This is a genomic window from Aliikangiella coralliicola, assembly GCF_007004725.1.
GTDB classification, from domain to species: Bacteria; Pseudomonadota; Gammaproteobacteria; order Enterobacterales; family Kangiellaceae; genus Aliikangiella; species Aliikangiella coralliicola.
This window is the reverse complement of record NZ_ML660165.1, coordinates 234,589-259,086: the sequence shown is the minus strand read 5'-3', so window position 1 is coordinate 259,086 and position 24,498 is coordinate 234,589. Positions and strand designations below refer to the sequence as shown.

General features: G+C 39.9%; 23 protein-coding genes and 1 other RNA gene. 8 read left to right on the top strand and 16 right to left on the bottom strand.

The annotated features are described in order from the left end of the window. Nucleotides 1–30: 30 nt before the first annotated feature. Complete coding sequence (locus tag FLL46_RS14465; RefSeq protein ID WP_142894571.1) at nt 31–270, top strand: hypothetical protein; 240 nt, start codon at nt 31–33, stop codon at nt 268–270. A 676-nt stretch (nt 271–946) separates the two neighbouring features. On the opposite strand, the gene FLL46_RS14460 is transcribed toward FLL46_RS14465, so the two are convergent. The 3 genes from FLL46_RS14460 to FLL46_RS14450 all read right to left on the bottom strand — a co-directional run bounded on the left by FLL46_RS14460 (nt 947) and on the right by FLL46_RS14450 (nt 4,275). Continuing rightward, nucleotides 947–2,248, bottom strand: a complete 1,302-nt coding sequence (locus tag FLL46_RS14460; RefSeq protein ID WP_142894569.1) for a PKD domain-containing protein — start codon at nt 2,246–2,248, stop codon at nt 947–949. A gap of 209 nt (nt 2,249–2,457) precedes the next feature. Beyond that, nucleotides 2,458–3,300: a hypothetical protein gene (locus tag FLL46_RS14455; RefSeq protein WP_142894567.1), complete on the bottom strand. Its 843-nt coding sequence runs from the start codon at nt 3,298–3,300 to the stop codon at nt 2,458–2,460. 681 nt (nt 3,301–3,981) lie between these two features. Next, nucleotides 3,982–4,275: a hypothetical protein gene (locus FLL46_RS14450; RefSeq protein WP_142894565.1), complete on the bottom strand. Its 294-nt coding sequence runs from the start codon at nt 4,273–4,275 to the stop codon at nt 3,982–3,984. 137 nt (nt 4,276–4,412) lie between these two features. Between FLL46_RS14450 and FLL46_RS14445 the strand changes: the two genes are divergently transcribed. Together FLL46_RS14445 and FLL46_RS14440 are read left to right on the top strand one after the other, a co-directional pair. Beyond that, on the top strand, nt 4,413–6,524 hold the full coding sequence (locus FLL46_RS14445) for a winged helix-turn-helix domain-containing protein (protein WP_142894563.1): 2,112 nt from the start codon (nt 4,413–4,415) through the stop codon (nt 6,522–6,524). Nucleotides 6,525–6,980: 456 nt separating this feature from the next. Further along, a complete protein-coding gene (locus FLL46_RS14440) occupies nt 6,981–7,271 on the top strand; it encodes a tetratricopeptide repeat protein (protein ID WP_142894561.1) in 291 nt (96 codons plus the stop codon). A gap of 332 nt (nt 7,272–7,603) precedes the next feature. Here FLL46_RS14440 and FLL46_RS14435 read toward each other — a convergent pair whose 3' ends face one another. The 6 genes from FLL46_RS14435 to ssrA all read right to left on the bottom strand — a co-directional run bounded on the left by FLL46_RS14435 (nt 7,604) and on the right by ssrA (nt 13,706). Further along, a complete protein-coding gene (locus tag FLL46_RS14435) occupies nt 7,604–7,810 on the bottom strand; it encodes a hypothetical protein (protein WP_142894559.1) in 207 nt (68 codons plus the stop codon). A gap of 251 nt (nt 7,811–8,061) precedes the next feature. Beyond that, the gene (locus FLL46_RS14430) at nt 8,062–9,075 is read right to left on the bottom strand and encodes an AraC family transcriptional regulator (RefSeq protein WP_142894557.1); all 1,014 of its coding nucleotides are present in this window, start codon (nt 9,073–9,075) and stop codon (nt 8,062–8,064) included. 255 nt (nt 9,076–9,330) lie between these two features. After that, nucleotides 9,331–10,932 (bottom strand): aldehyde dehydrogenase family protein, encoded by a 1,602-nt coding sequence (locus tag FLL46_RS14425; protein WP_210418712.1) that lies wholly within the window; start codon nt 10,930–10,932, stop codon nt 9,331–9,333. A 133-nt stretch (nt 10,933–11,065) separates the two neighbouring features. After that, nucleotides 11,066–11,890 carry an SDR family oxidoreductase gene (locus FLL46_RS14420; protein ID WP_142894555.1) on the bottom strand — a complete coding sequence of 275 codons (825 nt, stop codon included), beginning with the start codon at nt 11,888–11,890 and terminating at the stop codon, nt 11,066–11,068. A 566-nt stretch (nt 11,891–12,456) separates the two neighbouring features. Beyond that, nucleotides 12,457–13,263, bottom strand: coding sequence for a Fic family protein (locus FLL46_RS14415; protein WP_142894553.1), 807 nt, complete (start codon nt 13,261–13,263; stop codon nt 12,457–12,459). A gap of 96 nt (nt 13,264–13,359) precedes the next feature. Next, nucleotides 13,360–13,706, bottom strand: a transfer-messenger RNA (tmRNA) gene (gene ssrA, locus FLL46_RS14410). A 404-nt stretch (nt 13,707–14,110) separates the two neighbouring features. Between ssrA and FLL46_RS14405 the strand changes: the two genes are divergently transcribed. From FLL46_RS14405 to FLL46_RS14390, 4 genes are read left to right on the top strand one after another with little or no spacing between them, the layout of a single operon-like run. Beyond that, the gene (locus FLL46_RS14405) at nt 14,111–14,881 is read left to right on the top strand and encodes a PP2C family protein-serine/threonine phosphatase (RefSeq protein ID WP_168204168.1); all 771 of its coding nucleotides are present in this window, start codon (nt 14,111–14,113) and stop codon (nt 14,879–14,881) included. 45 nt (nt 14,882–14,926) lie between these two features. Next, nucleotides 14,927–15,439, top strand: a complete 513-nt coding sequence (locus FLL46_RS14400; RefSeq protein WP_142894549.1) for an FHA domain-containing protein — start codon at nt 14,927–14,929, stop codon at nt 15,437–15,439. A 6-nt stretch (nt 15,440–15,445) separates the two neighbouring features. Next, entirely contained in the window at nt 15,446–17,236 is a 1,791-nt protein-coding gene (locus FLL46_RS14395; protein ID WP_168204167.1) for a serine/threonine protein kinase, read from the top strand. 11 nt (nt 17,237–17,247) lie between these two features. Next, a complete protein-coding gene (locus FLL46_RS14390; RefSeq protein WP_142894545.1) occupies nt 17,248–17,889 on the top strand; it encodes a hypothetical protein in 642 nt (213 codons plus the stop codon). Between the two features lie 90 nt (nt 17,890–17,979). Here FLL46_RS14390 and FLL46_RS14385 read toward each other — a convergent pair whose 3' ends face one another. The 7 genes from FLL46_RS14385 to FLL46_RS14355 all read right to left on the bottom strand — a co-directional run bounded on the left by FLL46_RS14385 (nt 17,980) and on the right by FLL46_RS14355 (nt 23,683). Further along, nucleotides 17,980–18,357, bottom strand: coding sequence for a hypothetical protein (locus FLL46_RS14385; RefSeq protein WP_142894543.1), 378 nt, complete (start codon nt 18,355–18,357; stop codon nt 17,980–17,982). A gap of 280 nt (nt 18,358–18,637) precedes the next feature. After that, the gene (locus FLL46_RS14380; RefSeq protein ID WP_142894541.1) at nt 18,638–18,922 is read right to left on the bottom strand and encodes an RnfH family protein; all 285 of its coding nucleotides are present in this window, start codon (nt 18,920–18,922) and stop codon (nt 18,638–18,640) included. Next, nucleotides 18,915–19,346, bottom strand: coding sequence for a type II toxin-antitoxin system RatA family toxin (locus FLL46_RS14375; RefSeq protein WP_168204166.1), 432 nt, complete (start codon nt 19,344–19,346; stop codon nt 18,915–18,917). The genes FLL46_RS14380 and FLL46_RS14375 overlap by 8 nt, the downstream gene beginning before the upstream one ends. A gap of 39 nt (nt 19,347–19,385) precedes the next feature. Further along, entirely contained in the window at nt 19,386–20,450 is a 1,065-nt protein-coding gene (locus tag FLL46_RS14370) for a LysM peptidoglycan-binding domain-containing protein (protein WP_142894539.1), read from the bottom strand. Nucleotides 20,451–20,467: 17 nt separating this feature from the next. Next, nucleotides 20,468–20,947: an SsrA-binding protein SmpB gene (gene smpB, locus FLL46_RS14365; protein WP_142894537.1), complete on the bottom strand. Its 480-nt coding sequence runs from the start codon at nt 20,945–20,947 to the stop codon at nt 20,468–20,470. A gap of 141 nt (nt 20,948–21,088) precedes the next feature. Continuing rightward, the gene (locus FLL46_RS14360; protein ID WP_142894535.1) at nt 21,089–22,498 is read right to left on the bottom strand and encodes a TolC family outer membrane protein; all 1,410 of its coding nucleotides are present in this window, start codon (nt 22,496–22,498) and stop codon (nt 21,089–21,091) included. 531 nt (nt 22,499–23,029) lie between these two features. Next, a complete protein-coding gene (locus tag FLL46_RS14355; protein WP_142894533.1) occupies nt 23,030–23,683 on the bottom strand; it encodes a protein-L-isoaspartate O-methyltransferase family protein in 654 nt (217 codons plus the stop codon). 145 nt (nt 23,684–23,828) lie between these two features. On the opposite strand from FLL46_RS14355, the gene FLL46_RS14350 reads away from it, so the two are divergent. Further along, a complete protein-coding gene (locus FLL46_RS14350) occupies nt 23,829–24,437 on the top strand; it encodes an NUDIX domain-containing protein (RefSeq protein ID WP_142894531.1) in 609 nt (202 codons plus the stop codon). The last annotated feature ends 61 nt before the right edge of the window (nt 24,438–24,498 follow it).

Below are 24,498 nucleotides of genomic sequence, written 5' to 3'. Positions count from 1 at the left end.
CGAACAGGGTATCAAATTATAGAGAGTGATATGGGACTTTCTGAGTGCCTGAATTTTTCGAAAAAAGCGAGAGAATCCTTTATTAAGGACGACTTTGGCGAACTTATAGATGATAGCACCTACACGTACATATCTGAAAACCTGGAAGTTACAGTATTGTGTTTAACAAAAAAGAAAACCATTGTTGTATTTGTTGCGGCCCAAGATGCAGACATCGTTGATGTGGCAGGTATATTTGTTGAACAATTAACTGCCAAAGTGAGTAAATAATGTATTTAATGTTGTAGGCTGAAAAAGCAAAGCGGACTGTCTCTTATTGGTCAATGCCTCCCATCAAATTGAGACATTGACCTAGAGATTTAAGTTATCACTCGAAGGGCGAAGAGTAATTTAGAAAAAAGAGTCGACTGTGTTTTTGAACAAACTGAAATTAAGGAAGTTCAGGCAGACAAAACTATCGAAATGTGTTCGATTGATTGTGGTTATGAAGTCTGGTAGATAGCGTCTCTTAATACCAACCTCAAGCGAGTTGTGGTTGGTATTTACTTTTATGTTTAGCTGCGAGCGATAAAAACAGGGAAAGTGGATCATCTGTTTTCAATAAAAAATCTAAAAATATTTACTACAGTTGGATTGAAAGGGGGTGAGAGCTTCGTATGACCTCGCGTTATTTGTTGGAAGCCTCAAAAATCGACTGGAACTATCGTTAAGACTTCCAATATTTGTAGCAACAATACCAAATTTACTCAGGTTGCTTTTCATTGTTTTGGAATAATTCTAAAAATCCATAAACCAATTCGCGTCTTTACTATGAGAGCTTTCGCTGTTGTGCTCGGAGTTGCCACTATCGCACAAATCTTAGTTAGACAGTCTGTTTATAGGATTTCATCTGATTAGAAAGAGCAGACAACATGGTTAATCAAAGATGTCTGCTCTCTCTATTTACCTATGGAATACTACAGGTAGGACAAGGTCGCCCTCCTGGGGGGCGGTCGCCACCATCCCCAATATCCTTGATTGTTATTATATTAGAGTCACCACTACACTCACTTCCGGCGCAAGCTTGTACTTTGTACGAGTACAATACATTATCAGTCATATCTGAAAAAAGTTTAACAAAAGAGCGGTTTGGTTGATTCCATGGTGTACCCCAAGGATTGCTCCATAAGCGCGGATAAACACGGTAGGATGTTGCTCCAGGAACGGGATCCCAACTGATTTTAAAATCGGAGCTTCTTTTATCAAATTTGATAACCGGTGCTGTCAATGAAATCGAGAATTTGTGGTTGGTAGAATTTTTCTCAGCATTTGCGTCCATCACTGTTAGTGTAAGTTGATAATCTCCCGGAGCAGTAAACTGGTAACTAAATTCCATTTTGTTAGTCACACCTGCGATCCTGGTTCCGTTTTTAAAAAGATCCCAGCCATAAAATAATTTATCGTTGTCAGGATCAGTTGAATCCTTCGCACTAAAAGTTAATGTTTGATTTATTGCATAGGGCTGACCGCCAATTTTAGTTATTCTGGCGGTAGGAGGAAGGTTGCCTGTTAAGTAGTTGCTATATAGGCTTACATTATAGGCATTAGATGCCATAACGGTTAAGTTGTCGTGAGTAGCATCGCCAAAACTAAAATATTCGCTTTCGATTACAGGGTAGCTAAATTTACCGATGGGACTAGAGAATCTTGGTATGCCATAGTGATCGAAAACATAAGGAACTGGGTTGTCTAACTCATGTTGCAAGGCTGTCTCGTAATAAGCCATTATCGTATAATATCCTTCTTTTGAAGAAGGATTAGTTCGTCTTTTAGCGTGAGTTAAAAATGCGCGAGAAGGGGCTTTTGCAGTTTGACCAGAAACTCTATCTGAGTAATTAAATTCTGAATGATCGGCACCGAGTAAATGACCTAATTCATGAAAAATATTGTCGAATGTACTATAGTCGCCACTAAGCTTATTTTCGTGTAAAGCTACTGTAGAATATCCCCAATTAGCATTATCTGTTTCATTTTTAATCAATTGATAAGATGAGCCATCTTCGCCATGTGGTCCGGGGTTTTGTCTTAGTAACACCACAAGATCAATTTTATGATCAATTTTCCATTGACCGAGATCGACATTAGCTCGCATATATGACAAGTTATCGCTATACGGGCTAGCACATGGCCGATTATGTTGATTTACGCAAGTTAGTGATGGCGGGGCTTGTTTTACGGCCTGTGTTTCATTCCCGTTTTCGTTATGCATTCTACTCACAAATCTAAAATTGGAATTTTGAATTGATAGTATAGAATTGAGTTGCTGGAGAATTTCCCCAACCCTGTTATAAAGTTTGGAATGTTGAGTATTCGGATTAGATTTAAAGTACCATTCGTAGATAAATAGAACATTAATCTCGATTAATTCCGAAGTTGATGCCTCTAATACATTCGGCAGCTCATTCTGAGCTTTAAGGTCTATTTCTGTTTTTTTTTGGAGTTCTTAAATTTCTTAAGAATTTCCTTTGCTCGTTTTTCGCTTTCAGGATTTTTTATATATAGTTCTGGATGGGCTGCTCTGTGAGCTGCTATCTCCGAAGGATTATTCGCAACGTCGCTAACACTTGGTAGCTTTCTTGGAAGTCGTTTGGTTGAATGAGCTTGAACAGCAACTTGAACAGTATTTTTATCTTTTTCTGAATAAAACTCAATTTTATAGTGTTTAGTCTTTACCGCTCCTTTAAGGAAATGTTTATTGATCGACAACCAGTCTGACTCGTCATCTGGACTTCGCAAAAATTCAATCATATAAGTATCATAATCTTTTTCCGTATATACTCCAGTATCCTTACTATCATTAAGATGGTCAAAACCATCGATGATATAGGGAATTGTATGCTTTGATATCTGAATAACTTTTGTATTCTTGGATAAGACATTACCGACATCAAAGTTAAGATCGATACCGAGGCGAATACCATCGGAATCTCTAAGGTTAATATGAGAGCTTGCGAGGTCGGCTATCTCGGTATGAACCTCTCTCTCTTTTAAGCCTTCATAAATCGTTTCAAATTGAGCTAGTAGCTGCTCGGAATACGAACTGGCTAGTTCTGTTCTGTATTCATAATCACCTTCAAAATAACGAAATGCTGGTATGTTTCTTTTTAGATCCTTCTTTATGGGCTTAAACAACTGAGGAGCAGATATCTCACTTGTATCTGCCAATACTGATTGGGCGGCTGGTTGGCCTTTGTTTGTAGCTTGAATAGTCAAAGACAGCCAACTAATAATCAGAATCCCTATTAAAGATTTAATTTTCAAAGTATTCTCCTTTGCTGGGTTCAACATTCCCAGCAAGTTATGGTGCTAATGATACTAAACGCGATTCACTACTAAAAGAGGTTAAAATAATTGAATTGATTCAAGTATTATCTCACCTTTTTTTAATTAGCGTATAGACACTACGATAGTCAGTCAAAAGTGACTATCGCTCTAACCTTTTCGATTTGAGTACTTAAAGTAATCTTGCGATCAGGTTGTCCGGAATTATTAACAAAAATGAGTAGCATGAATACGAAGAAAATACTGAGTTATTCAAATTTATTTATCAGAAAATAGTGAGCCTTGAAATCGTGTACTTCAAATTATATAAGAAGCGACTTCTTCAGGTTTAACTAACGGAAGATCTAAGGCGAGTGAGATATATAATAAGTTTTTGTAGAATCTCACGTTGTTTTTATTAAAAAAATACGATAACTCAGTATTTTCTTTGTATTATTTTGTTCTTAATACGAAGATAATCTCTTCTTACACTTACAATGATAGAAATCTCTAAATGGGTTTAATATTTACTCAAGTTTTCGTGGTCGTAATGCATTATGACAAGATAGAAAAATGCTCTTTGGACCAAAACAAGTAATGTTGTTTTTAGGCTTTCTATAGGGTGCGAATGGGAGAGGCGTGGTTACTACCACTCCCTCAGTTTTTCGAAAAGCTAACGCGTTATTGCTTATCGGGATTTTTCTTATTTTCAGACTGTTTAAGTAATTCTTGGATTAAATTCAGAAATGTATGGGTTGATTTATCTGAAGAGTCAGAATTTGAGTCACAATAAGGGTGCGGAGTGCAGTTATACATGACTGGTTCTTGCACTGTTTTCTGCTCTTGCTCCAATTCTGAGATGTGTTGTGAAGTAGTTTCTTTTGATTGAATGAAATATTCTGATGCAATCAAGTTGGTATTGATTGAAGCTATTAACAGAATAAGAAGAACAGGAAGAGGTCTTGGCTTTTTCATTTTTGTCACTCCGGTTTTTTCCGAATGTAGTCCGTCAAAAAAAATCATGTTAGAGTATACGCGCGCAGAATATAAAGTGACAAGAGGTTGTATATCTCCGTGGAAAATATTCAAGTATTTATTAGGGAAAATATGTAGTGACGACAAAAGAAAAACTCTATGAACAATATAATATTCAAAGGAGAGACAACAAGGTAGTAGAGTTTATCTCTGTTGGAAATATCAAGTATAACCCTAAGTCATCAGAAATTGAAAATAACGGTAAAACAACTATTATCTCTGGCCAGTCAAAAATAGTTTTTGACTACTTCATTGAAAACCACCATCGCTCTGTTACTAGAAAGGAACTTTGCCAGTTACTTTGGGGTAACAAAGAGGTCCCTGAAACTCGTTTTTACCAGGTGATCGTTACACTTCGAAAAAAACTGGGGGATTCTCGTCCTTGGAAAATCATTGATAACCCTTCTACGAATCTGTTTTCGATTAAGCCAAAAGTTGTGTTTCATTTCCAAACAGAACAGCAGAGAGGAAGGCTTCGAAGATTTAATTTTGCTACATTGACTTTATCTTTATTGATATCAATTTCGGTATTAGCCTTTTCTTTCAAACATCAAGAAAGCTCGTATGACTATACTATTGTTGAAAGCGAGTCCGTTACCGACATAAAGGGAGAAGTCCAAAGAGCTGCGGTTTCAGCTGATGGGAAGTTTTTACTATTTACTCATAAGGCCTACAATAGTCCGACTTGGTATCTTAAGGCAAAACGATTAGATGGAGATAACCTGCTAAATACTGGTGAAATTAAAACACTGATTACAGGAAAGCATGGGGAGCATAATACTGAGCCAGCATTCTCTCCTTTAGGAAATAAGATTGCTTGGGTAAAAACAGATTATAAAAAATATTGCAGCGTTATGGTGGCTACATTTGTTTCAGAAAGTCTATCTATTCTAAATCCTCGAAATGTATTAGATTGCTCAATTAAAAACTTCGCCAGAACTCCTCAATGGAGGTCAGAAACATCTCTATTGATATCGTTACCACAAGGAATCAACAAACCCAATGGAATTGAGGAATTAGACCTGAACACCAACAAGAGAACGAAAATAACTTCTCCGAATGAATCAGTGCATGGCGATTACAGTTTGTTTTATCATAACAAATCGAAGAAAATAGCCTATTTGAGGCAGTCAATTACTCAAGGAACTGGAAGCGAGTTAAGGATATATGACTTTCTAAATGAAAAAGACTATTTGTTAAAGTCTTATCCCCATCCATTATTTTCAGTCGCTTGGCTAAATGCTGAAAATATAATTGCGCGTGGAGATAATGAGTTTGAGATTGTTAATGTTAGTGGTTTAGCTACAAAACTGAAGAGACTAAATAATACATCGTTATATTTTCCATTTGCGATAGGCGAAAATAGTGTTGGTTTTGTTTCTGGAAAAATTAAGGATAAGGACATCGTTAAATACGATTTATCAAGTAGAGAAAAAGACAATAGTTTATCGTCTTCTGCATTAGATCATAAGATGGCAATGGCTAAAAAGTCTGGAGATGTGGTATTTGTTTCAACCAGAGACGGTAAACATCAGTTATTATTGGCAAGAGACCGGCACATTACACCACTTGTACGATTTCGCGAGCGTGATCAGGTTTTGGACCTGGCGATATCTTCAAATGGTAAATACATCGCGTTCATGTTAGATAGTCAACTAAATGTAATTGATAATACTGGTGAACTCTACCTGCGTAAAAATATCACAACAATTGGCCTTTCCTTCACGTTTGACGATACTAAACTCATTGCCGCCATTAAGGAAGATAGTCGAGTTAAAGTCGTTAGTTATTCGATTAGTGATGGCTTTAAGCGAACGGAAGTCGTAGACGGTTTTATGCCCAAAACTACCCACAGTGGTGACATCTATTATTTTGATTATATAAACAAATCAAAACAGCCAACTCTTTTTAGAAGAACGTCACTAGGAGAAATCACAAAACTATTTGAAGTATCTTTTCCGTTGTTTCGCTCAACTTCCTTTGATGTCATTGATGAAAAGCTTTACTACGTGGATTCAGTTGGTGATACTAAAATTTTGGTTAGTCGAGACCTCAATACAGATGATATTTCCGCGATTATACCTGTTGATAGTATGTATTTTTCGCTGGATGAATCTGTAAGCCAGCTAGTGTCAACTATTGATGCTCCGGTCCAAAATGATCTAATTAGGTTGAGAGTTGAAAGATAACTCTGGAAATATTTGAAACCCTGAAAATAAGGGGAGATTCCTGGTTTTTTGCGAGGTTAAACCAAAAATAGACAGTCTGTTTATGGGATTTGGTACAGTGATAAAAGCCCGGTGTTTCTTTATCCGCCTGGTTCCGTCTGTCGACTGCCATAAAGTATCTTCCATGATTGAGTTGAAAGCTCATTGTGAAAAGAAAATGAAAATATCTCAATCTTGAGAAGCTGATAAAGCTATCGGTGAATGACAGTTATTTCTGTGAGAGAATGACTATCAATTGAGTGTCCATCTGATTTTTTTATGGGAACAAGGTAAAACTGATGAAACATTTGATGAGATGAAGAGGTTTAAAAATATTGCTGAATCTATAGAATACGATACTCTTTTAAAGAAAATCAACGAGAGCTAAAGGTTAGCCTGTTTTGTAAAAGTAACTTAATTAGTTATCGGAGAGTTCAGTTGGGCAAAGTTGACGAATTGTTAGAAGAAATTTCAGTTAAAGGTAAAAGTGCAGATACCTATCAAAGATTAGGAAAGAGTTATATAAATATAAAGGAAATTGAAAAGGCGCATGGTGCGTTTATAAAATCCTTAGAGCTAGATGATAGCGACCCATGGACTCACCTTTATATAGGCAATATTTTTTATCGAAAAAAAGATTATTTGAAAGCAATAAACTGGTTTGAAAAAAACCATACAGTTGATTCAAAATTCGGCCACTCCTTATTGGTGTATTGCGGAATGTTATGAAAAGTTGAAGGAGCATGACAAAGCGAATTTCTTTTATCGTAAAGCAAGGCAAGTTGAGCCTGAGAGCGAAGAAGCTCAAAAAAGATTGAACTCATGGATTCAAAGATATCCAAAAAATTAGCTCGGTAGATACTCTGTTAAATAGTAAGTAGCCTCGATGAAAAAAACTTAATTAGACAGTCTGTTTATCAACCTTCAGACATATAAAATTCATTCGGAAATTTGCATTTATGGCATTCAACCTTATTAATTTCGCCCATAACCCAATTCGTATAACGCTCAAAACAGCATTACGAGTTTCATATATGCTGCTTTGATTGGTTATATCATTTTTAATCTGAATTAGTATTGTTATGCCGGTTATATAAATAGCTTCCAAGAAAAGACCCTAGAATAATCCCGATCATTGGGCCATACACAATGCCGAGACCAACGTCGCCAAAAATTGTGGATTCATATAAGTCCAGAAATAAGCCGATAATAAATCCAAACAGCAGGCCATAAGTAATAAAATGGCTTCGTTTAATATTCTTGCTCATTAAAATCTCCTTTTAAAGTAAACAAAAACGTTACTCAAGCCAAAAAATTCCAAATGTGCCTAAGATTGTTCCATCGATTGGTACAGTGGTAAGAGCCCTGAGTTTCTTTATCCACCAGGTTCCGTCTGGCGACTGCCATAAAGTTTCTTCCTTGAGTGACTTGAAAGTTCACTGTGCAACTTTAAATAGACAGTCTGTTTATTGTAGTAGTAGAAATTCACAGTTCATTGTTAAAAGAGTGACCTGATCCCTTATCCCTTGCGCACCGCTTCGGGAGTCTGGCCCGTCCATTGATTAAACGCTCTGAAAAATGAGTTAGGATCGTCGTAACCGAGTAAAAATGCAATTTCCAAACTGCTGTATTTTGTTTTGTTTAGATAATGCATAGCCAAGTCTTTACGGACAGCGGCGAGTTCTTTCTGAAAACTGGTATTTTCGTTCTTTAATCTACGCTGCATAGTTCGTGGACTAACGGCGAGCTGAGATGCTGAGGTTTGCATGGAAACACCACCACTGGCAATTGTTTCAAATAGATAGGCCCGAACACGTTGTTTAAAAGGTGCGGACTTGCCCAGCTCATTTAAACGTACGGCTAACCCAGGCTCAAACGCTTGCAAAATGCCTTTATTCACTGTCTTGAATGGCAGTTGCATACTGGTGTGGCTCAAAACAAGACGAGTAGCATTGCTACTTTCCATTTTTACACCTAAAAATTCACTGTAGTCATCGAGGCTAGGCAAACTTGTTAAGTCGTGTGCCAATTCTACCTTAACAGGAATTACTTTCTCCCGAGTTCCCATGCGTAGTAAATGTACTATAAATAGTAGCTCAAATAACGATATCCAAATCGGTAACGGTTGTTCTTTCGGAAGTCCAGTAAGCGTTATGACCGTATTTTTTTCTGTCTTAGCATCACTCGACTTTTCTTCAGCAATATTCAGCTTAATTGGGCCTATTAAAGGCTTGTATTGTTTTAAGCGTTGAATAGCTGCAGCAAAGTTTGGACTGCAAAGTGCAGCAAAAATGGGGGGATTGAACATTTCGGGGGATATTGTCTGTACAACTTTTAGGGGAAAAGAAGAATCCTCGCTCGTGGTGACAAGAGATTCCCACAAGCGATAGTATTCCGTTGCCGTTAACTCCAACTGGTGGTCACGCATCATGCTTTCGGGAAGCTGAGCTTTCTTAAGTGCGTCTTGGGGGGCAATTTTTAGGTCATTGAGCAGTAATAACCAGCCCACATCCAGTATGTATTTTTGATTCATTATACCAACAGCCCGAGCGGCAAAAACGTTCCTCGAAGTAGCTCATTTTGGCTATGAAAAATGGCAATAGCCAGTAACAAAAGCACGCCGATAACGATCATCAGTTTGCCTTGCAGCAATTCCCCCTTCAGCCATATTTGTAAAATTTGTTTAAAATTCATAACCTTTACAGCCAGCAAATAAATTAACAGAATAAACGTAGCAGATGGTTACGATTCTTTCGTAACCCACCATATTCGTCTACCACATGCTTCGCTAGAAGTCTTTTTTCTTAAAGCTATCTACCATCATTTGACCTGCCAGCTTGGCGAAGCGCCCCCAGCTTTGATCGATAGAAAAGTAAGATGCATTTTCTAATAAATTCTCTGTTGCTCTACGATTGGTGAGCTCAAAACTGGTGGCGGTAAAATCATTCAAAATGACTGATTTTTTCACATTCTCAATATTGAATGCATTGCCAAAGTTGCCCACTCCCGATACGAAGTTTTCAATGGTTTCGCCACAACCGCTCCAAGTGAGATATGGATTTAGCCAAATGTTGGGCGGCACATCATTCACCGCAATGCCGCCGTAGTTTAGCTCGGCAATCGCTTGGTTTAAGCGTCCATGATGGTTTTTCATAGTGTCGTTGTCGATTAAAATCATACAACCTAACGAGCCTAACAGTTTGTTGTTGCAGAAATCAGTTGCCTTATCCAGAAACTCGGTAGTATCCGTACTTACGTCTAATGAAATTTCACTATAAATCTGGCAAAAGGCTTCATTGGTGACCGCAAAATCGTCTTCTTTAATGTTTGGAATGAATATAAATTCACTGGCTATATGCTCGCCATTTTCAGGTTTGAGAGTTTCAGCAGTGGGTTGATTTTCAAGGAACTGTGCTTTTGTTTCGTCAACATTCGGGTAGTGTGTGCTACAAGCAAAGGTTTGCTTGGATATCGCTTGACGCAGCGCATTCAAAAACTGCTCGCGCTGTGGCCAGTTTCTTGAGGTAATAATCGTCTGTGGACGGCCGCAAACCGCTCCACCGTTCAATTTGCCAACTGACGCCAATTGAATGGCTTGGCGCTTAATGTCTTTGTCTGACCATTTGCCTGGCACTATGATACAAGGATTGTTTCCACCGCACTCAGACACCAAAGGCGCCTTGGCTTGATTTTGAATGGCATGCGCAACGCCGGTAGAACCAGTGAAATAGATAGCGTGCAACCCCTCAAGTTCTGACATTTCTCGCCCTTGGTCAGCTTTGCAAAAGGCAACGGCCTTGAGTTCAATCAATGGTGCAAAAATCTTTTCCCACACCGCATCGGTCGCCTCATTGAGTGCATGTGGTTTATGCAGGGTCACTTTGTTTTCCAAGAATAGGGCCATCACCATTTCGATAGAAGAGCTGTAATTGCCTGCGCCATAGATTGCGATTACGCCAGCCGGCTTGTCCATTGGATTGGTCTGCTTGGGTTCACCGGTAACGTGCAAAAAACCACGTTGTTTCTGCGCCACCAACTTGTCTTTTTTATAAACCGGGAACACTTCTACGGCATAGGTATCAGCATTCACCTTGTTAACGCTTATGGCTTCAGGCATTTTGCCAAGAACAAGAGATTCATACAGGTTCTCAATACCTTTTAATGCGCCCGCCATTGGCATAACCGTTGTCGCCATGCATTCGGCGATGGATAGTTTATTCTCGCCAATAAGAGCATTTTTCATTTTGGCATCAACTTCGCCCAACTGGTTAGCGTAAGTGGTTAAATTCGCTTGAATTTGCTCAATTAACGCCAGTTTTTCAACTACAGGCGTGTTTGCCCAAGCTGCCGGGTTGAGACTGTCGAAGGCTTGTTGCGCGGTCATAATCATAATGCTCTCCTATTGGGTGCGCTGCAGATGCGGTTTGTTCGCTGCGCAGGGTTAGCGCAATCAATTGGTATAAATACGATTAGTAAACATATATAGCACATGCCAACCTGTTTGTTGTTTGTATAGCTCATACTCACAAACCCATGTTTTGCTTGATCAGCGCTATGTAGTCATCGTCGTTTAGCTGTTTACGCGCTGTGATAATTTGTTCAGCATCGGCACCGGCAATGTAGCGAAGCTGTTTCTTGCCATCGGTTGCGGCTTCATAAATCTTTTTTGCAACCAAAATGGGCTCAGAATGATAGCTGTTGGCAGTTTCCAAGCCTTTCATCACCTTGCCAGCAAATGCAGTATATTCGGTTTGCGAAGGGTCAACATTGAACCCCGCCCCAACGGTTTCGGCAAAATTCGTATTAATCATGCCAGGCTCAATCAATTTTACTCCAACCCCAATGGCTTCTAATTCAAACGATAAGGCTTCACTCATGCCTTCTACAGCAAATTTTGAGCCGTGATATAGTGTGCCCATTGGGAAGGATATTTTGCCACCCATTGATGAAATGTTGATGATGAGGCCGTCTTTTTCTTTGCGCATATAAGGCAATACATTTTTGGTAACCAGTAGAGTGCCAATTACGTTGACATCAAACTGCATACGTATCGCTTGCTCAGGCGTCGCTTCGAGAATGCCATAGGAACCATACCCCGCGTTGTTGAGCAACACATCTATCTTGCCAAATTGCTCAATAGTCTTCGCAATAGCAGACTGGATGGTGTCTTCTTTGGTCACATCCAAGTTAGTAACAAGTGTATTGTTAAGTGCGTTTAGCTCAGTATCTGCTTCAGGGTTACTGCGAACGGTGGCGACCACGTTCCAACCTTTTCCTTGAAAGTATTTTGCTGTAGTACGACCAATACCCGTACTACAGCCTGTAATTAATATAGTTTTTATGCTCATAGTGCTTATCTCATGTTTAATTTTCTAAAAAGTATTTTTTGCATATCCATAATGGTTGAAGTTGATGCTGCCAGTTTAAATATCTGTTGAACCAACACCTGCACTGAATAGCTTTGTTTAATCCAATCAGGTATTAAGTATTGTTAACTCGAGCATGCGAAGGATTTCATATCGGGCGTAATTTGTTTTTCTTTTTTCCAATGGTATTGCAGTAAAAATATTCATTCACTAGTGAATCGCGCCAACACACTTGCAAAAAGCGACAATAACAATTAATTAACCCGTCAAAAAATTAAGGGGTCAAGTTGCTTGATCAATATAAAAACAGTTTTTACTTCTAGCAGAGAAATTTCGTTGGGATAAAGCGTTGGAGTCTTGACGAAGAACAATCAAAGGGATCAGATGAACTTGACTTTGTTTGATAGGCTTAATCCAAAAGTGTTTAGAAGAACTTTAAATAGACAGTCTGTTTATAATACTTAATAGTTGATGTGTTTAAAGTGAAATTGCTAGTTTAGAATATTGCTATAAGATTTACCGGTGAAACCAGGCTCACTAAATCACTCTCAGCTTTTCCTTTTCGCTTGCTGTGCTTTAGCATTCTCTATCAACTCGGTCGTAGTTTGATACGAACTTTCACAAAAGTTCTGAAACTGAGTTAACTCCGCTAAATCCGGCCATACTCCAGTTGCAGAATCTAATACACCTGTTTGTAACTGAAATTGAGAAAGCAGCTGAATGTATTCTTGTCGTCTAGATTGTTGAATAACTAATGGAGCATGTCCCGACTTAAGTAACGGTAGGTTGCTAAGTAGACGAGCCATTCGACCATTTCCATCCCAAAATGGATGAATATGAACAAATCCCATATGCAATTGACTGTAGGCATTGATTGCGGTTGTTAAATCGAGTGAGGAACTGCATAAACGATTAAGTTCTGCGAGCCACTCCTGCATTAATTTGGGCACGTGAGCTGGAGCAGAGTAGTCAATAAACTCTTGTTTTCCATCTTCGCCAATTGCATATGTGCCATTAGGTTCTGCTTTCCAAGCACCAACCGGTTTATAAATATCCGATACAACACTTGTTTGAACGGCTTTATGCAATTCGAATAAATCGGATTGAGTGATTGGGTTTTCTATCAGTTTGTAGATTAATTCAATGGCTCTGGCGTGACCGACTATTTCTTGGTGATCTTTTAAAGGCTTTCCCGACACGGTTAGCCCTTCTTCTATGACGAACTTTGTTTCACCTAGAGTTAAAGTATTGCCTTCAAGTGCGGTTGAAGTATGAGTCCAAATATCTCTTAGCTGATTGAGCAGAGATAATTGAATATCGTTATCAAGTGCATTAAGAAAAGTAAATTTAGTCACTTAATTGAACTCATATCTTGGCAAAGTGTTTAGTTTAACTTTAACAGATATCTCATAAAACAAAAAAGGCTTACCTAATGGTAAACCTGATTGATTTGGTGGAGGCGGCGGGGATCGAACCCGCGTCCGAAAATCCGCTGCTCTTGGTACTACATGCTTAGTTAGTCTATAAGTTAACCCTCAACTGTTCCGACTAACAGGAGGTCGAAGGCGAGTTTGCTTGGTTTTAACGCTTGGGGGGCAAACACCCTTACACGCGAGTCTCCGTAAGTGACTGTTATTTCCCTACCGGTGACGCTCGGGAGTAACAGTTAGCCTTAAGCGGCTAAAGCGTAGTTGTCGTCGTTTGCAACTATCATTTTTCAGCTAGTGGGTACGAGGTTCGCTGACACCTCGGCATGCACCTAAAGTTTTGTAACCCTCGTCGAAGCCATGTCGCCCCCAAAAGATTTTAAAAACTAAAGTTTTGAATGAACAATCTAATTGGTTAGAAATTGAGCAATATAGTCGCCGCATTTCAGATTGTCATCGCTTTAAGCGATTAGCACTGACTAACTTTACTTAAAGCAAGCGCAAATTATGCCATACTCAGGGCTTTGAACAAACGAAATACTCAATAAAATTAGGAATTTGTTGTCAAATTTTATGTCAATCGCCATTCTGTTAGCGCGATGTTCCGTCTACTTCTGCTCACTTGTCCACCAATCGCTCATTTTCGCGGCTCTTTCTCAGCAGTTGGTTCAGATATATTTCTCGAAACAACCGATAATTTATGCCACACTTAGGACTGCAAACGTGAGAAATAAACAATAAATATATGAATTAATTACCGATTTTAATGGGACTGATGGACAGCACTCGCCAAAATAATTGTAATTATGCACATATCAGCGACGTGGGCTGTGTGCGAGAATTGAACGAAGATACCCTATTTGTGAGTGATCGGCTCTGGTTGGTTGCTGATGGCATGGGGGGGCATGCCTGTGGTGAGGTCGCCAGTCAATTAGCGGCGAAAACAATATCCAGCGAATTTAGTAAGACAGGTCTATTACCGCAAGCCATTCAAACAGCTCACCTGAAAGTGGTTGAGGCTGGAGAAAAAGGCGTTGGGCAATCGGGAATGGGAACAACGGTGGTTGCACTTATCTCATTGCGCGAAGGGTTTGAGATCGCTTGGGTGGGTGACAGTCGAGCCTATTTGTGGGAAATCAAAAAAAAGCGATTGACGCAGCTTACTGAAGATCACTCGCTTATCGTAAGATTAATCAATTCAGGGTTGATAACACGCGAAGATGCCAAACAGCATCCTCAGCGGCATATGATCACACAGTGCTTGGGATCAGTTGAAATAAAAAATGTTCAAGTTGATACTTACCAGGGGCGCTGGCAAGGCAATCAACAAATATTATTATGCAGCGACGGGTTAACCGACGATGTGGAAGAATCTGAAATAGTATCTGTACTAAAGCAGAGTTCTAGTAATGACGAAAAGCTGGCCGCTTTAGTTGATTTGGCGAAAAGCAAAGGTGGAAAAGATAATATCAGCATCATTTTGGTTGAGTCTCCGGTGACTGGTGAGTTGTCTCTTTGGGAAAAATTGAAGTCAATATTTAAGTAAACGCAGTTTGGGTTAGTTAATAATAAATTTTATCAAGGGCCTAAGATGACGAATAAAGACGATCGGGAAAAATCGATGGGACCACAAGGCACCCAGGTTTTTGAGCTTGACGAGGTCAATAAAATGATTGCCGCAGAAATTGCGGAATCTCAGTCGGTTAGTGCGACGATACCGGCGTTAATTGGTGTCAGTAATAATGTAACCGGGCAGAAGTTTGTGCTTTCTAAAAACAAATTAGAGGTTGGTAGAAGACCGAACAGTGATATATCGTTGAACGAATCCAGTGTATCGGCCATGCACGCGCACATCATCAGAGATGGCGAAAACTGGAAGGTACTTAATTTGCTTTCATCGAATGGTACTTTTGTTAACGGTGAAAAGATTGTCGAAAAGACAATTACACCCGGTGATCGTGTGGCTTTTGCCGGCGCCGAATTTGTATTCACATTAATTGATGAACCACTCGCAAAAAAAAGCACCAGTAAAAACTTGGCTCTCGTTTTAGTTGCGGTTGGCCTGGTTGCCGCTTTTGGTGGTTTACTCTATTTTATTTTATAGATGGGTATGCCAAACAGTCATTCACAAGCTCCTGCCGACGTGTCTGAAAAGGCTTCGGATAATTTTGAATATCGAGCTCACCCCCCTAAAACGCTTGGACGTTACCGTATTTTGCATGAAGTTGGGCGCGGTGCTACCGCATTTGTCTACAAGGCTTACGACCCTCAACTCGACCGTTTTCTAGCTATCAAAGTACTGCGAGAAGAACTCGCTCAAGATAACGATTATCGTAGCGCTTTTGTGAAGGAAGCGCGGCTGGCAGCACAGCTCACTCACCCGGGAATTGTGACCATTTTTGACGTTGGTATCGCCGATGATAAACCCTATATTGGCATGGAGCTGCTTGAAGGGGTCACATTGGAACAAGTTTTAAAGGCGCAGGGAAAGCTCAATTTGCGTACCGTGCTGGCAATGACCATTCAATTGTCTAGCGCGTTGAACTACGCGCACAAGCAAGGTGTGGTGCATCGTGATATTAAGCCTGGAAACATTGTCGTACTAAAAGACAAAAAAACCGTTAAGCTAACTGATTTTGGCATTGCTCAGCTCGATGAGACTCTGGGGAATGTTGGTAAAAAAACAGATAAAGTTTTGGGTACACCAGAGTATATGGCGCCAGAGCAGGTCCTGGGACAGTCCGTTGATAATCGATCTGATCTCTACTCCTTTGGCGTATTAATCTTTCGCATGTTGATGGGATTGCCACCGTTTGTCAGCGATGATCTGGGGCAGCTGTTCAAACAGATTGTCAAAGATAAGCCGCCGCCGCTTGTGGTAGAAGAAGAAAAAGTTAAGGACGATATCAGAGATTTAAGCCGAAAATTACTACGGAAAAAACCAGAAAAGCGATTTCAAAATGCGTCGCAGGTTATTGCAGAATTAAAAAATATTCACGCCAAGTTGGGAGATTCAAGCAAGCGAGAAAAACGAGAATTTGTCTCTTTAAGATTGCGTTGGACCGGCATCATGGCCGGCGTCGTATTTGTCGCAATGTGTATTAGTTTGGCTGTGGTCTACTTTGTTCAATATCGATCTTTGTCGGGAATTACTTTTGACTATGGGCGTTCCATTGCTCGCATGATCGCATTTGAAAGTTCTGAGCCAATATTGTTAGGTGATGATGTCGGCCTGAACGCACTGGTATTAGAGTCGAGTAAAAATGAGCAGCTGAAAAGCGTTTTTGTAATGGATGTCAATAACAAAGTGCTTGCCTCAACCATTAGCGAGGAGGTCGGAAAACAATTCTCTCCGCCGCAGTCAAGAGAGCTAAAGCAGTCGTTAGATCAATCTCAAATTTACCAGAGAGAGCTGGCTGAAAATAAAGTTTTGTTTGATATTGAAATGCCTATCAACTTTGGCGAAAAAGCCATTGGCAACCTTTATGTCAGCTTTAGCGCCGACTCGATGTATTCTGCGTCAAAAACTACTCTGGTTGCTATGTTGGTGGTTATGATGATCACTTTGTTTGTGGTTTTTATTATTACATTGGTGTTAGCTCGTCAAACTTCGAAAGACTATCAAAGGATCACTCTGGCACTCGATAAACTGTCGTTGGGGCGGGTGGAAGCTCGCTTAGTGAGCGAAAGAAATGACGAGGTTGGCCAGCTATTTACTGCGTTTAATCGTCTGGCAAATTTTATCGAAAAGAGATTTGAGACGCACGTCGATAAAAAGATGGTGACTATTAAAAAAGCATCAGTTGTCAAAAACAAAAGGCAAGCTGCTAGTCCGGCAGATGAGACGGTTGAGCTTGATATTATTTCGGAAAGTGAAAAGCATTCTTCCGCTAAAGAATAAAAGGAATAGATATGCCCGTTGTTGAGTATTTAAACCCTATGGTCGTTATTGCCGGCATAACGGGATTGCTGTCGATTTACTATTTGTTTTCATTATGTTTAAAGTTGAAAAAAATTCGATTAATAGGTGCAGTCTCACGATTACTTAGCTTTTTCTTTTTTGCCGGTTTAACCGGTGCACTTTCAATTATTGTGCTTGGCACTCAGGGTTACCAGGGGCTAACTAGAGAGCAATCTGTTGCAACTGTCAAAGTGAGCCCGGCCGGTGAGCAGAGTTATCATGCGAGAATGATTTTTTCCGACGGCAGGGAGCAGGTTTTTGTTTTGAAAGGAGATGAACTACTGGTCGATGCTTATGTTCTAAAGTGGAAACCCTGGACCAATATCATCGGGCTTCATACGGCATTCCGTCTGGATCGGGTAACCGGTCGATACAAAAGTCTGGAAGACGAGCAAAATAAACCAAGAACGGTTTTTGCAATAAACAATAAAGGTAATAAAGGGATTGCTCAATGGCGAGAGGATTATTCGGCACTTTCTTTTTTACTGGATGTTGAGCATGGTTCCGCGAGTTTTGCTAGCGCTGAAGGCGAAGCAGAATATCAATTAATGGTTACCACAGATGGGCTTTTGTTAAGGCCACACGTTGAGTAGCTTTTCTCAAAAAGTTGTGACAACCTCTCAGCAAAATTTCAGCTGAGAGGGAATAATATTTAAAAGCGCGGATTGCTCCGACTCCTTATTCTAATAAAGATTAACTTTATAAGAGTCCATCTGGCTGGTGTAGGTGGAAAGGTTATAGTTCACCGGTGCCAAAGAAACGCCTGATCCAGTAATCGAATAAGAAAAACTTCCACCACCGGCAAAGTTACTGCTTATCACTGTCAGAATAACACTTTTAGCATTTGGGTTGAGTGACTTGAGGCTACGCAGGTAATTATTTAAAGGTAGTGCTGCATCGGGTGCTGTTGCAAAACCATCTCCTGAAGCCACAAAGACCGTTCCAGTACCAAAAAATTTCGGGTCATCGGGGCTGAGTTTGATTTCGATTTGGTTATCACAATTTTTTACTGAAATACTGACGTTATCGTCAGTATTGTTAAGTGCAATTGGGTTTGCCATGTTGTTCTCCTAAATGTTGAATATCGGTTTTCACGAGCAAAGAAGATCCTTTACCCAAAACGAGTTTTGCATTACTCAGGCCTGCTTTATTCAATGCAAACTTAACATAGTACAAAAGGGAAACCTTTGGCTTTTTATTTTGGTGTGATATGAAATTATTTGCAGATTAATTTTGTAGTGAGATGAATATCTCTAGTTTTAAAGAGGTGAGCAATGAGATATCTCTGGTGGTAAAAAAATATATTGGTCGGTTCAGTTTAATTTTTTTAATTGACTGACTTTACTTTTTTTTCTCCATCGCTTTTTTGCGTCGCATTTCTTTCGGATCAGCAATCAACGGCCGGTAGATTTCAATTCTATCACCTTCCCTGAGGGATTGATCCAGTTTCGATACTTTGCTGAAAAGACCAACTTTATTAGTCGCCAAATCAATCTCAGGGTATTGATTTAAAATGCCTGATAATTCAATGGCTTCGCCAATATTAGTTCCTTCTTCAACGTCTAATGTGAGCAGTTCTTGTTTATCTGGAAGCGCGTAGATTAACTCGATTGTTATCTTATCCATAAATCTTTTCTGCTCTTTCAGTAAATGCGGTAACCATTGATTGTACTAGCTGATTAAAAATATTTGCAAAAGCAAATGATGCTAATTTATTAGCAAATTCAAATTCGAGATTGAGTTCTATTTTACAAGCTTCCTCTGAAAGCGGAGTAAAATGCCAACCGCCTTTAAGATGCTTAAAAGGTCCATCAACCAGGGTCATTTCGATACATTGATGTGGCGTTAATAGGTTCTGAGTGGTAAAGGATTTTGCAATACCACTTTTAGCCACTTCTAGTGTCGCGGAAACCTTTGCTTCTGAGCGAGAATGTATTTGAGATTTTTTACAATAGGGAACAAATTCTGGGTATTTTTCTATGTCGTCAACCAGTTGGTACATCTGTTGCGCAGAATAAGGAACCAATGCGCTGCGTTTAATTTTTTCCACTACTTTATATTTCCTGTTTCTGGCGCAAGCTCATGCCATCTAATACTGGTTTAACTTGTTAAGCAATTTTTGTGTTCTTTGCCGATATTTTTTGGCTAATTCATTTGCCGGCTGTAACTGGAGAATAAGATCCCAGCGACTCAGCGCTTTTTTCAACGAATGGTTTCGATAAAATACTACTGCCTGCTCATGTAATTTGTTAATGAGGAGTTTTTCCATTCTGAATACGCTGGTTTGCCGATTGATATCTTTGTCGAGTTGTTTCGCTTTTACCAGTTTATCGGCGGCTTGTAGGTAGTTTTTCTCATCAAACAATAATGTGGCGTCATCTAAAAATAATAATCGACTTTGTGCATGAATAAATCGCTGATATTGCGCGCGTTGCTTTTCATTGCGGCTGCTTTTTGCGATTTCATTAACTGTTGATATCATTTTTTCTCGTTCTGAAATTGAAATAGAAGCTTTTGCATAACCATCTAAAATCAATTGTTGGATTTGCAGCAATTGTTCCAGGTGTTGATCAATGATGAACAGAGTATTGGCTTTTCTTAACCCTTTGGTAAAAGAACGCTTGCTGCGATACTCTTCAAGTAATCTTAGATTGGCTGTGGAGCGGCGTTTTTCTTTAACGACAATTTCGCTGGTTTCAGTCACCGGGATCTGGATCACCGTACCTGGCTGAAGCAGTGAAGGGTTATCAATATTATTTAAGCGCGCAAGACTAATAAAAAAGAGTGAGTTGCCCAACCATTTCTCGGCAATTTCTCCCAGAGTGTCTCCAGATTTTACGGTATAGTTTGTTTTTCTCTGAGTGTTAAAGATTGACTCGACGTTTTGAGTCAATTGCTCTCTGACTGAAAGCGCAGTTGGGTGTTTCGGGTTGAAAATTAGCACTTCGTCAATCAATTGGTTGGCTTCGGTGATTTCGCCTTTTTCGAGTAGTACAATGGCACGGCTAATTTGTTGGTTTTGATTCGCGATTGCTTTTAAACTTAAATCATCAATTTTCGGTGGAGCGGTGGTACCTTTGTCCAGCATCTGACAACCGATAATAATATTGGCTAATAAACTGATAATTAATAATCGCAACCAGATTGGGCTCATTTTTAAATCTCTGCCTGTTAGTTAAAATTATTTTTCATTAGTCGTTGCTTATCGCGATTCCATTCTTTCGCTTTTTCAGTAGCGCGTTTGTCGTGTAGTTTTTTACCCTTGGCTGTACCTATCTTTAGTTTAACCAGATTTCTCACCCAATAAAGGCTTAATGGAACGATGGTATAGCCATCTTTTTGTTGGGCGTCGATTAGTTTACCGATTTCTGCGTCATGTAATAAGAGCTTTCTATTACGAGTCGGTTCTGCAGTGACATGGGTTGAAGTCGTAATCAGAGGTGATACGTGGCAGCCGTGCAGGTAAACTTCGCCGTTATGGAAAATGATGTAAGCGTCAGTCAGGTTGGCTTTTTTCTCACGCATTGCCTTTACTTCCCAGCCAAGCAGAGAGAGACCAGCCTCGAAAGTATCTTCGATAAAATAGTCATGTCTCGCTTTGCGGTTTTGCGCAATGGTATTTTCGGGTGTTTTTTTCTTTTTACCGGCCATCAGTTAAATAGTCAGGGCTTAAATAAGTTGGGGGGATTATAGGGGAAAGGGGAGATTTTGTCTGCAGTTGAGAGGAATTTGAGCAATGCCACACTGTGACATTGCTCAGGAAACCGACCTTTAAATTGATTTCAGGCGAAATTAACGCAGCATCTGGTTAATTTTGGCTAAATCTTCTTCTGCTAACAGTCCCGCTGCCCGCTTTAATCGTAAAGTGTTCAAAATGTAGTCGTAACGTGCTCTGGCATGCTGACGCTTAGAGTCGAACAATTGTTGAGTTTGTTGCAATACGTCAACGATTGTACGGGTTCCAACTTCAAAGCCAGCCTGAGTTGCTTCTAATGCGCTTTGAGACGATATCACTGCTTGTTTTAACGCGTTAACTGAACTGACCGCTGCGACGACACCGAGATAAGAACTACGAGTATCGCTCACTGCACGACGATGATCGGCTTCAAGGTTGTGGGCCGCTTGAAGGTAGAGTTGTTGTGCTTCTTTTACTTGAGAATTGGTTCGGCCGCCAGAAAAAATTGGAATATTAACATTCAAACTGATTGAGCTGCTCTGACCGTCAGAATCTGAATTTGTTCGGCTTGTATCCACGGTCGCGCCAAGGAAGCTTGTTCCTGCAGAGTTGTTATCTGAGGATGAATCCGAGTAACTCGCTTGTAATCCAACCGTTGGGAAGTGGCCTGCTTGTGAAATAGAGATGCTTTGCTTAGCGATCTCCAGACCAATTTTTGATGCCTTAACGGTAACATTGTTTTGTTCCGATTCTTTTACCCACTTTTTGATATCTTCTGGTTGTGGATTTCTGAGTGGTATTTCCTGTTTTAGACCAAGCAAATCATAGTGATATTGACCGGTTATCTGTTGTAAAGATTCATGGGCATTGTCCAGTGCGTTTTGAGCACTAATCTGGTTTGCCACTGCTCTATCATGCCTTGATTGTGCTTCGTGCACATCTGTCATTGCAATGAGACCAACTTCAAAACGTTGCTTGGTTTGTGCCAGTTCTTTCGACACGGCTTCCGTTTCCGACTTTGAAAAGTCAACACTATCCTGAGCTGCTAATACGTTAAAATAAGCTTCTGCAACTCTGATAATCAAATCATGCTTGGAACTTTCGTGATTCACGTTCGATTGTAAAGCACGCTTTTCCGACTGCCTTAAACTTAGCCAGGTGGAATGATTGTAAATTTCTTGATTTAATGAAATAGAGTATCCAGATGAGGTACCATCAGATTCGTTGTTTGAATTTGTTACTCCAGATTCATCAACAGGCGTTGTAGGATCGTCGAAAACAGTTGTAACGCCTTCAGATTCACTATCACTCTTGGTGTAACTCCAACTAGCACTTAACTGAGGCAATAATCCGGCCATGCTTTGGTTAACTCGCTCATTCGTCGCGAGTCTGCCTGCGTCACTGGCTAGATAACTTGGATCGTTATCTTTTGCCAGGTTGTAAATGTCTAACAGGCTATCCGCCCACAGATTTGATGAAGAAAAAAGCAAGCCTATGGCCAATGCGGTTTTAGTCGGTTTTTTCATTTTATTACCTATTGATAGTCAGTTGTTCTGGTCACTCAAATTGCTGAACTTAATCAACCCATAATTTTATTCATGCCGCTTAAGTCGCTTAAAAGCATTTATCGCGGCGGTGCTGTATTAGAGTCTTTTCTACTCAGTAGTTCCTAATTTGTACTTTATCGTTGCTACTTTAATGTTAATTACTTGAAGCTGATTGATTACCCTATTTAATTAGTCGTTAAAAATGGCGATTTATTAAATTGATGGTATTCAACAATTTCAGTTCTCAAAAATTCCAGTATTCAAAAATTTCCTATTTACCGTTCTTTACTATTCCTAGCTACCACTCGCGTCTACAGTAGACGTTGCAATGTCGACTTTAGTTTTGGGTGTGTTGGTATTGTAACTCACCTCATGACAAAGCGCTTAGGCCTAAGTTATTAGTAAATTACTGAATTTGTAAACGGATTTTACAAATATTTTCGTCTAAAGAACGAAAAATCTATTGGTGAGATGGTCAAAAACTCCTTTTTAGAGGGCGAATTTTTCTTATTAAAAGACAAACTGATTCGGCTGTTCCGTGTTAATCATTGGTTTTGCATCCATTGGAAACAAAGGGGTGGATTGCCATTGACCTTGTTCATCAGGTTTGCAAAGTGTTGCCGTGTATGAACCGGCTGAGCCTAAAATGGTTGCTATTCGACCTTTGGCGCTCAAGCTTCTTTTGATGGTTTCTGTCAGGTGAGGTAAGGCTGAGGTAATGAGTATTGCATCATACGGGGCGTGTGCTAACCAACCATCGGCGGCATCGACTTCTTCAACTTCAACATTTGAGAAAGCAAGTTGTCGTAATCGTTTGCGTGAATTTTTGACGAAGTCTGAAATGATATCAACGCTGTAGACTTTGCTAGCAAGTTTCGACAAAAGGGCACTGGCATAACCGCTGCCACAACCTATTTCCAAAACTTTTTCAACACCCGTTAATTCCAATCCCTGAATCATTCGAGCGAGTTCTCTGGGAGTTAGCATTGATTGATTATGGCCAAGTGGAATCGCGATATCGGCATAGGCCAGATTACGATAGCTTTCTGGAACGAATTTTTCCCTCGGAATGGTCGCCATTGCCCCTAGTAGTTTTTCGTCAAGAACTTTCCATGGCTTAACCTGTTGTTCGATCATGTTGAATCTTGCTTTTTCGATATTCATATATGCGACAAGTCCTCGTTTTTTATCTGGTTATTTTGCCTGAGGCTGTTTAATATTGCCAATGATCTGAGGCAATTATTTCAATCAAAAATCCGGTTACATTATCGGTTTGAGATATGGCGTAACAAATTGAGTTAGAAAACAAATGTCGAATCCCATTAGAATGAATTATAAAAAGCTGGCAAAGGAAAGCATGTACCAGGGCTTTTTTGAATTGAATCGATATACTTTTTGCTATGAAATGTTTAAAGGCGGCTGGAGTCAACCGTTTCAGCGCGAAGTTTTTGAGCGTGGTCATGCAGCCGCAGTTTTGTTATTAGATCCTGTCGCTAATTTGTTGGTACTAGTGGAACAGTTTCGTCCCGGAGCTGTCGAAACAGAGGCCGATCCCTGGCTGCTTGAGTTGGTGGCTGGTATTATCGAGGAAAACGAAAAGCCAGAAGATGTTGTGTTTCGAGAGTCTGTCGAGGAAGCCGGTTGTGAGGTTAAGAATGTCACAAAAATTTGCGAGTATCTTGTTAGCCCCGGCGGAACAACTGAGCGTATATGGCTTTATCTCGGCGAGATAGATGCTTCTCGGTTACCAGAATATGCTGGCCTTGAGGAAGAGAATGAAGATATTAAAATCCACAAGATTCCAGTCAGCAAAGCTTTCGAAATGTTAGATGGTGGCGAAATAAATAATGCAATGACATTAATTTCGCTCCAATGGTTGAAATTGCACTGGCACGAAAAAGAGTCTTTTTTTAGCTAATTGAGTTGAGATTGTTCACAAAATTACCTGAAAATTCGGCGAAAATGTGGGAATATCAACC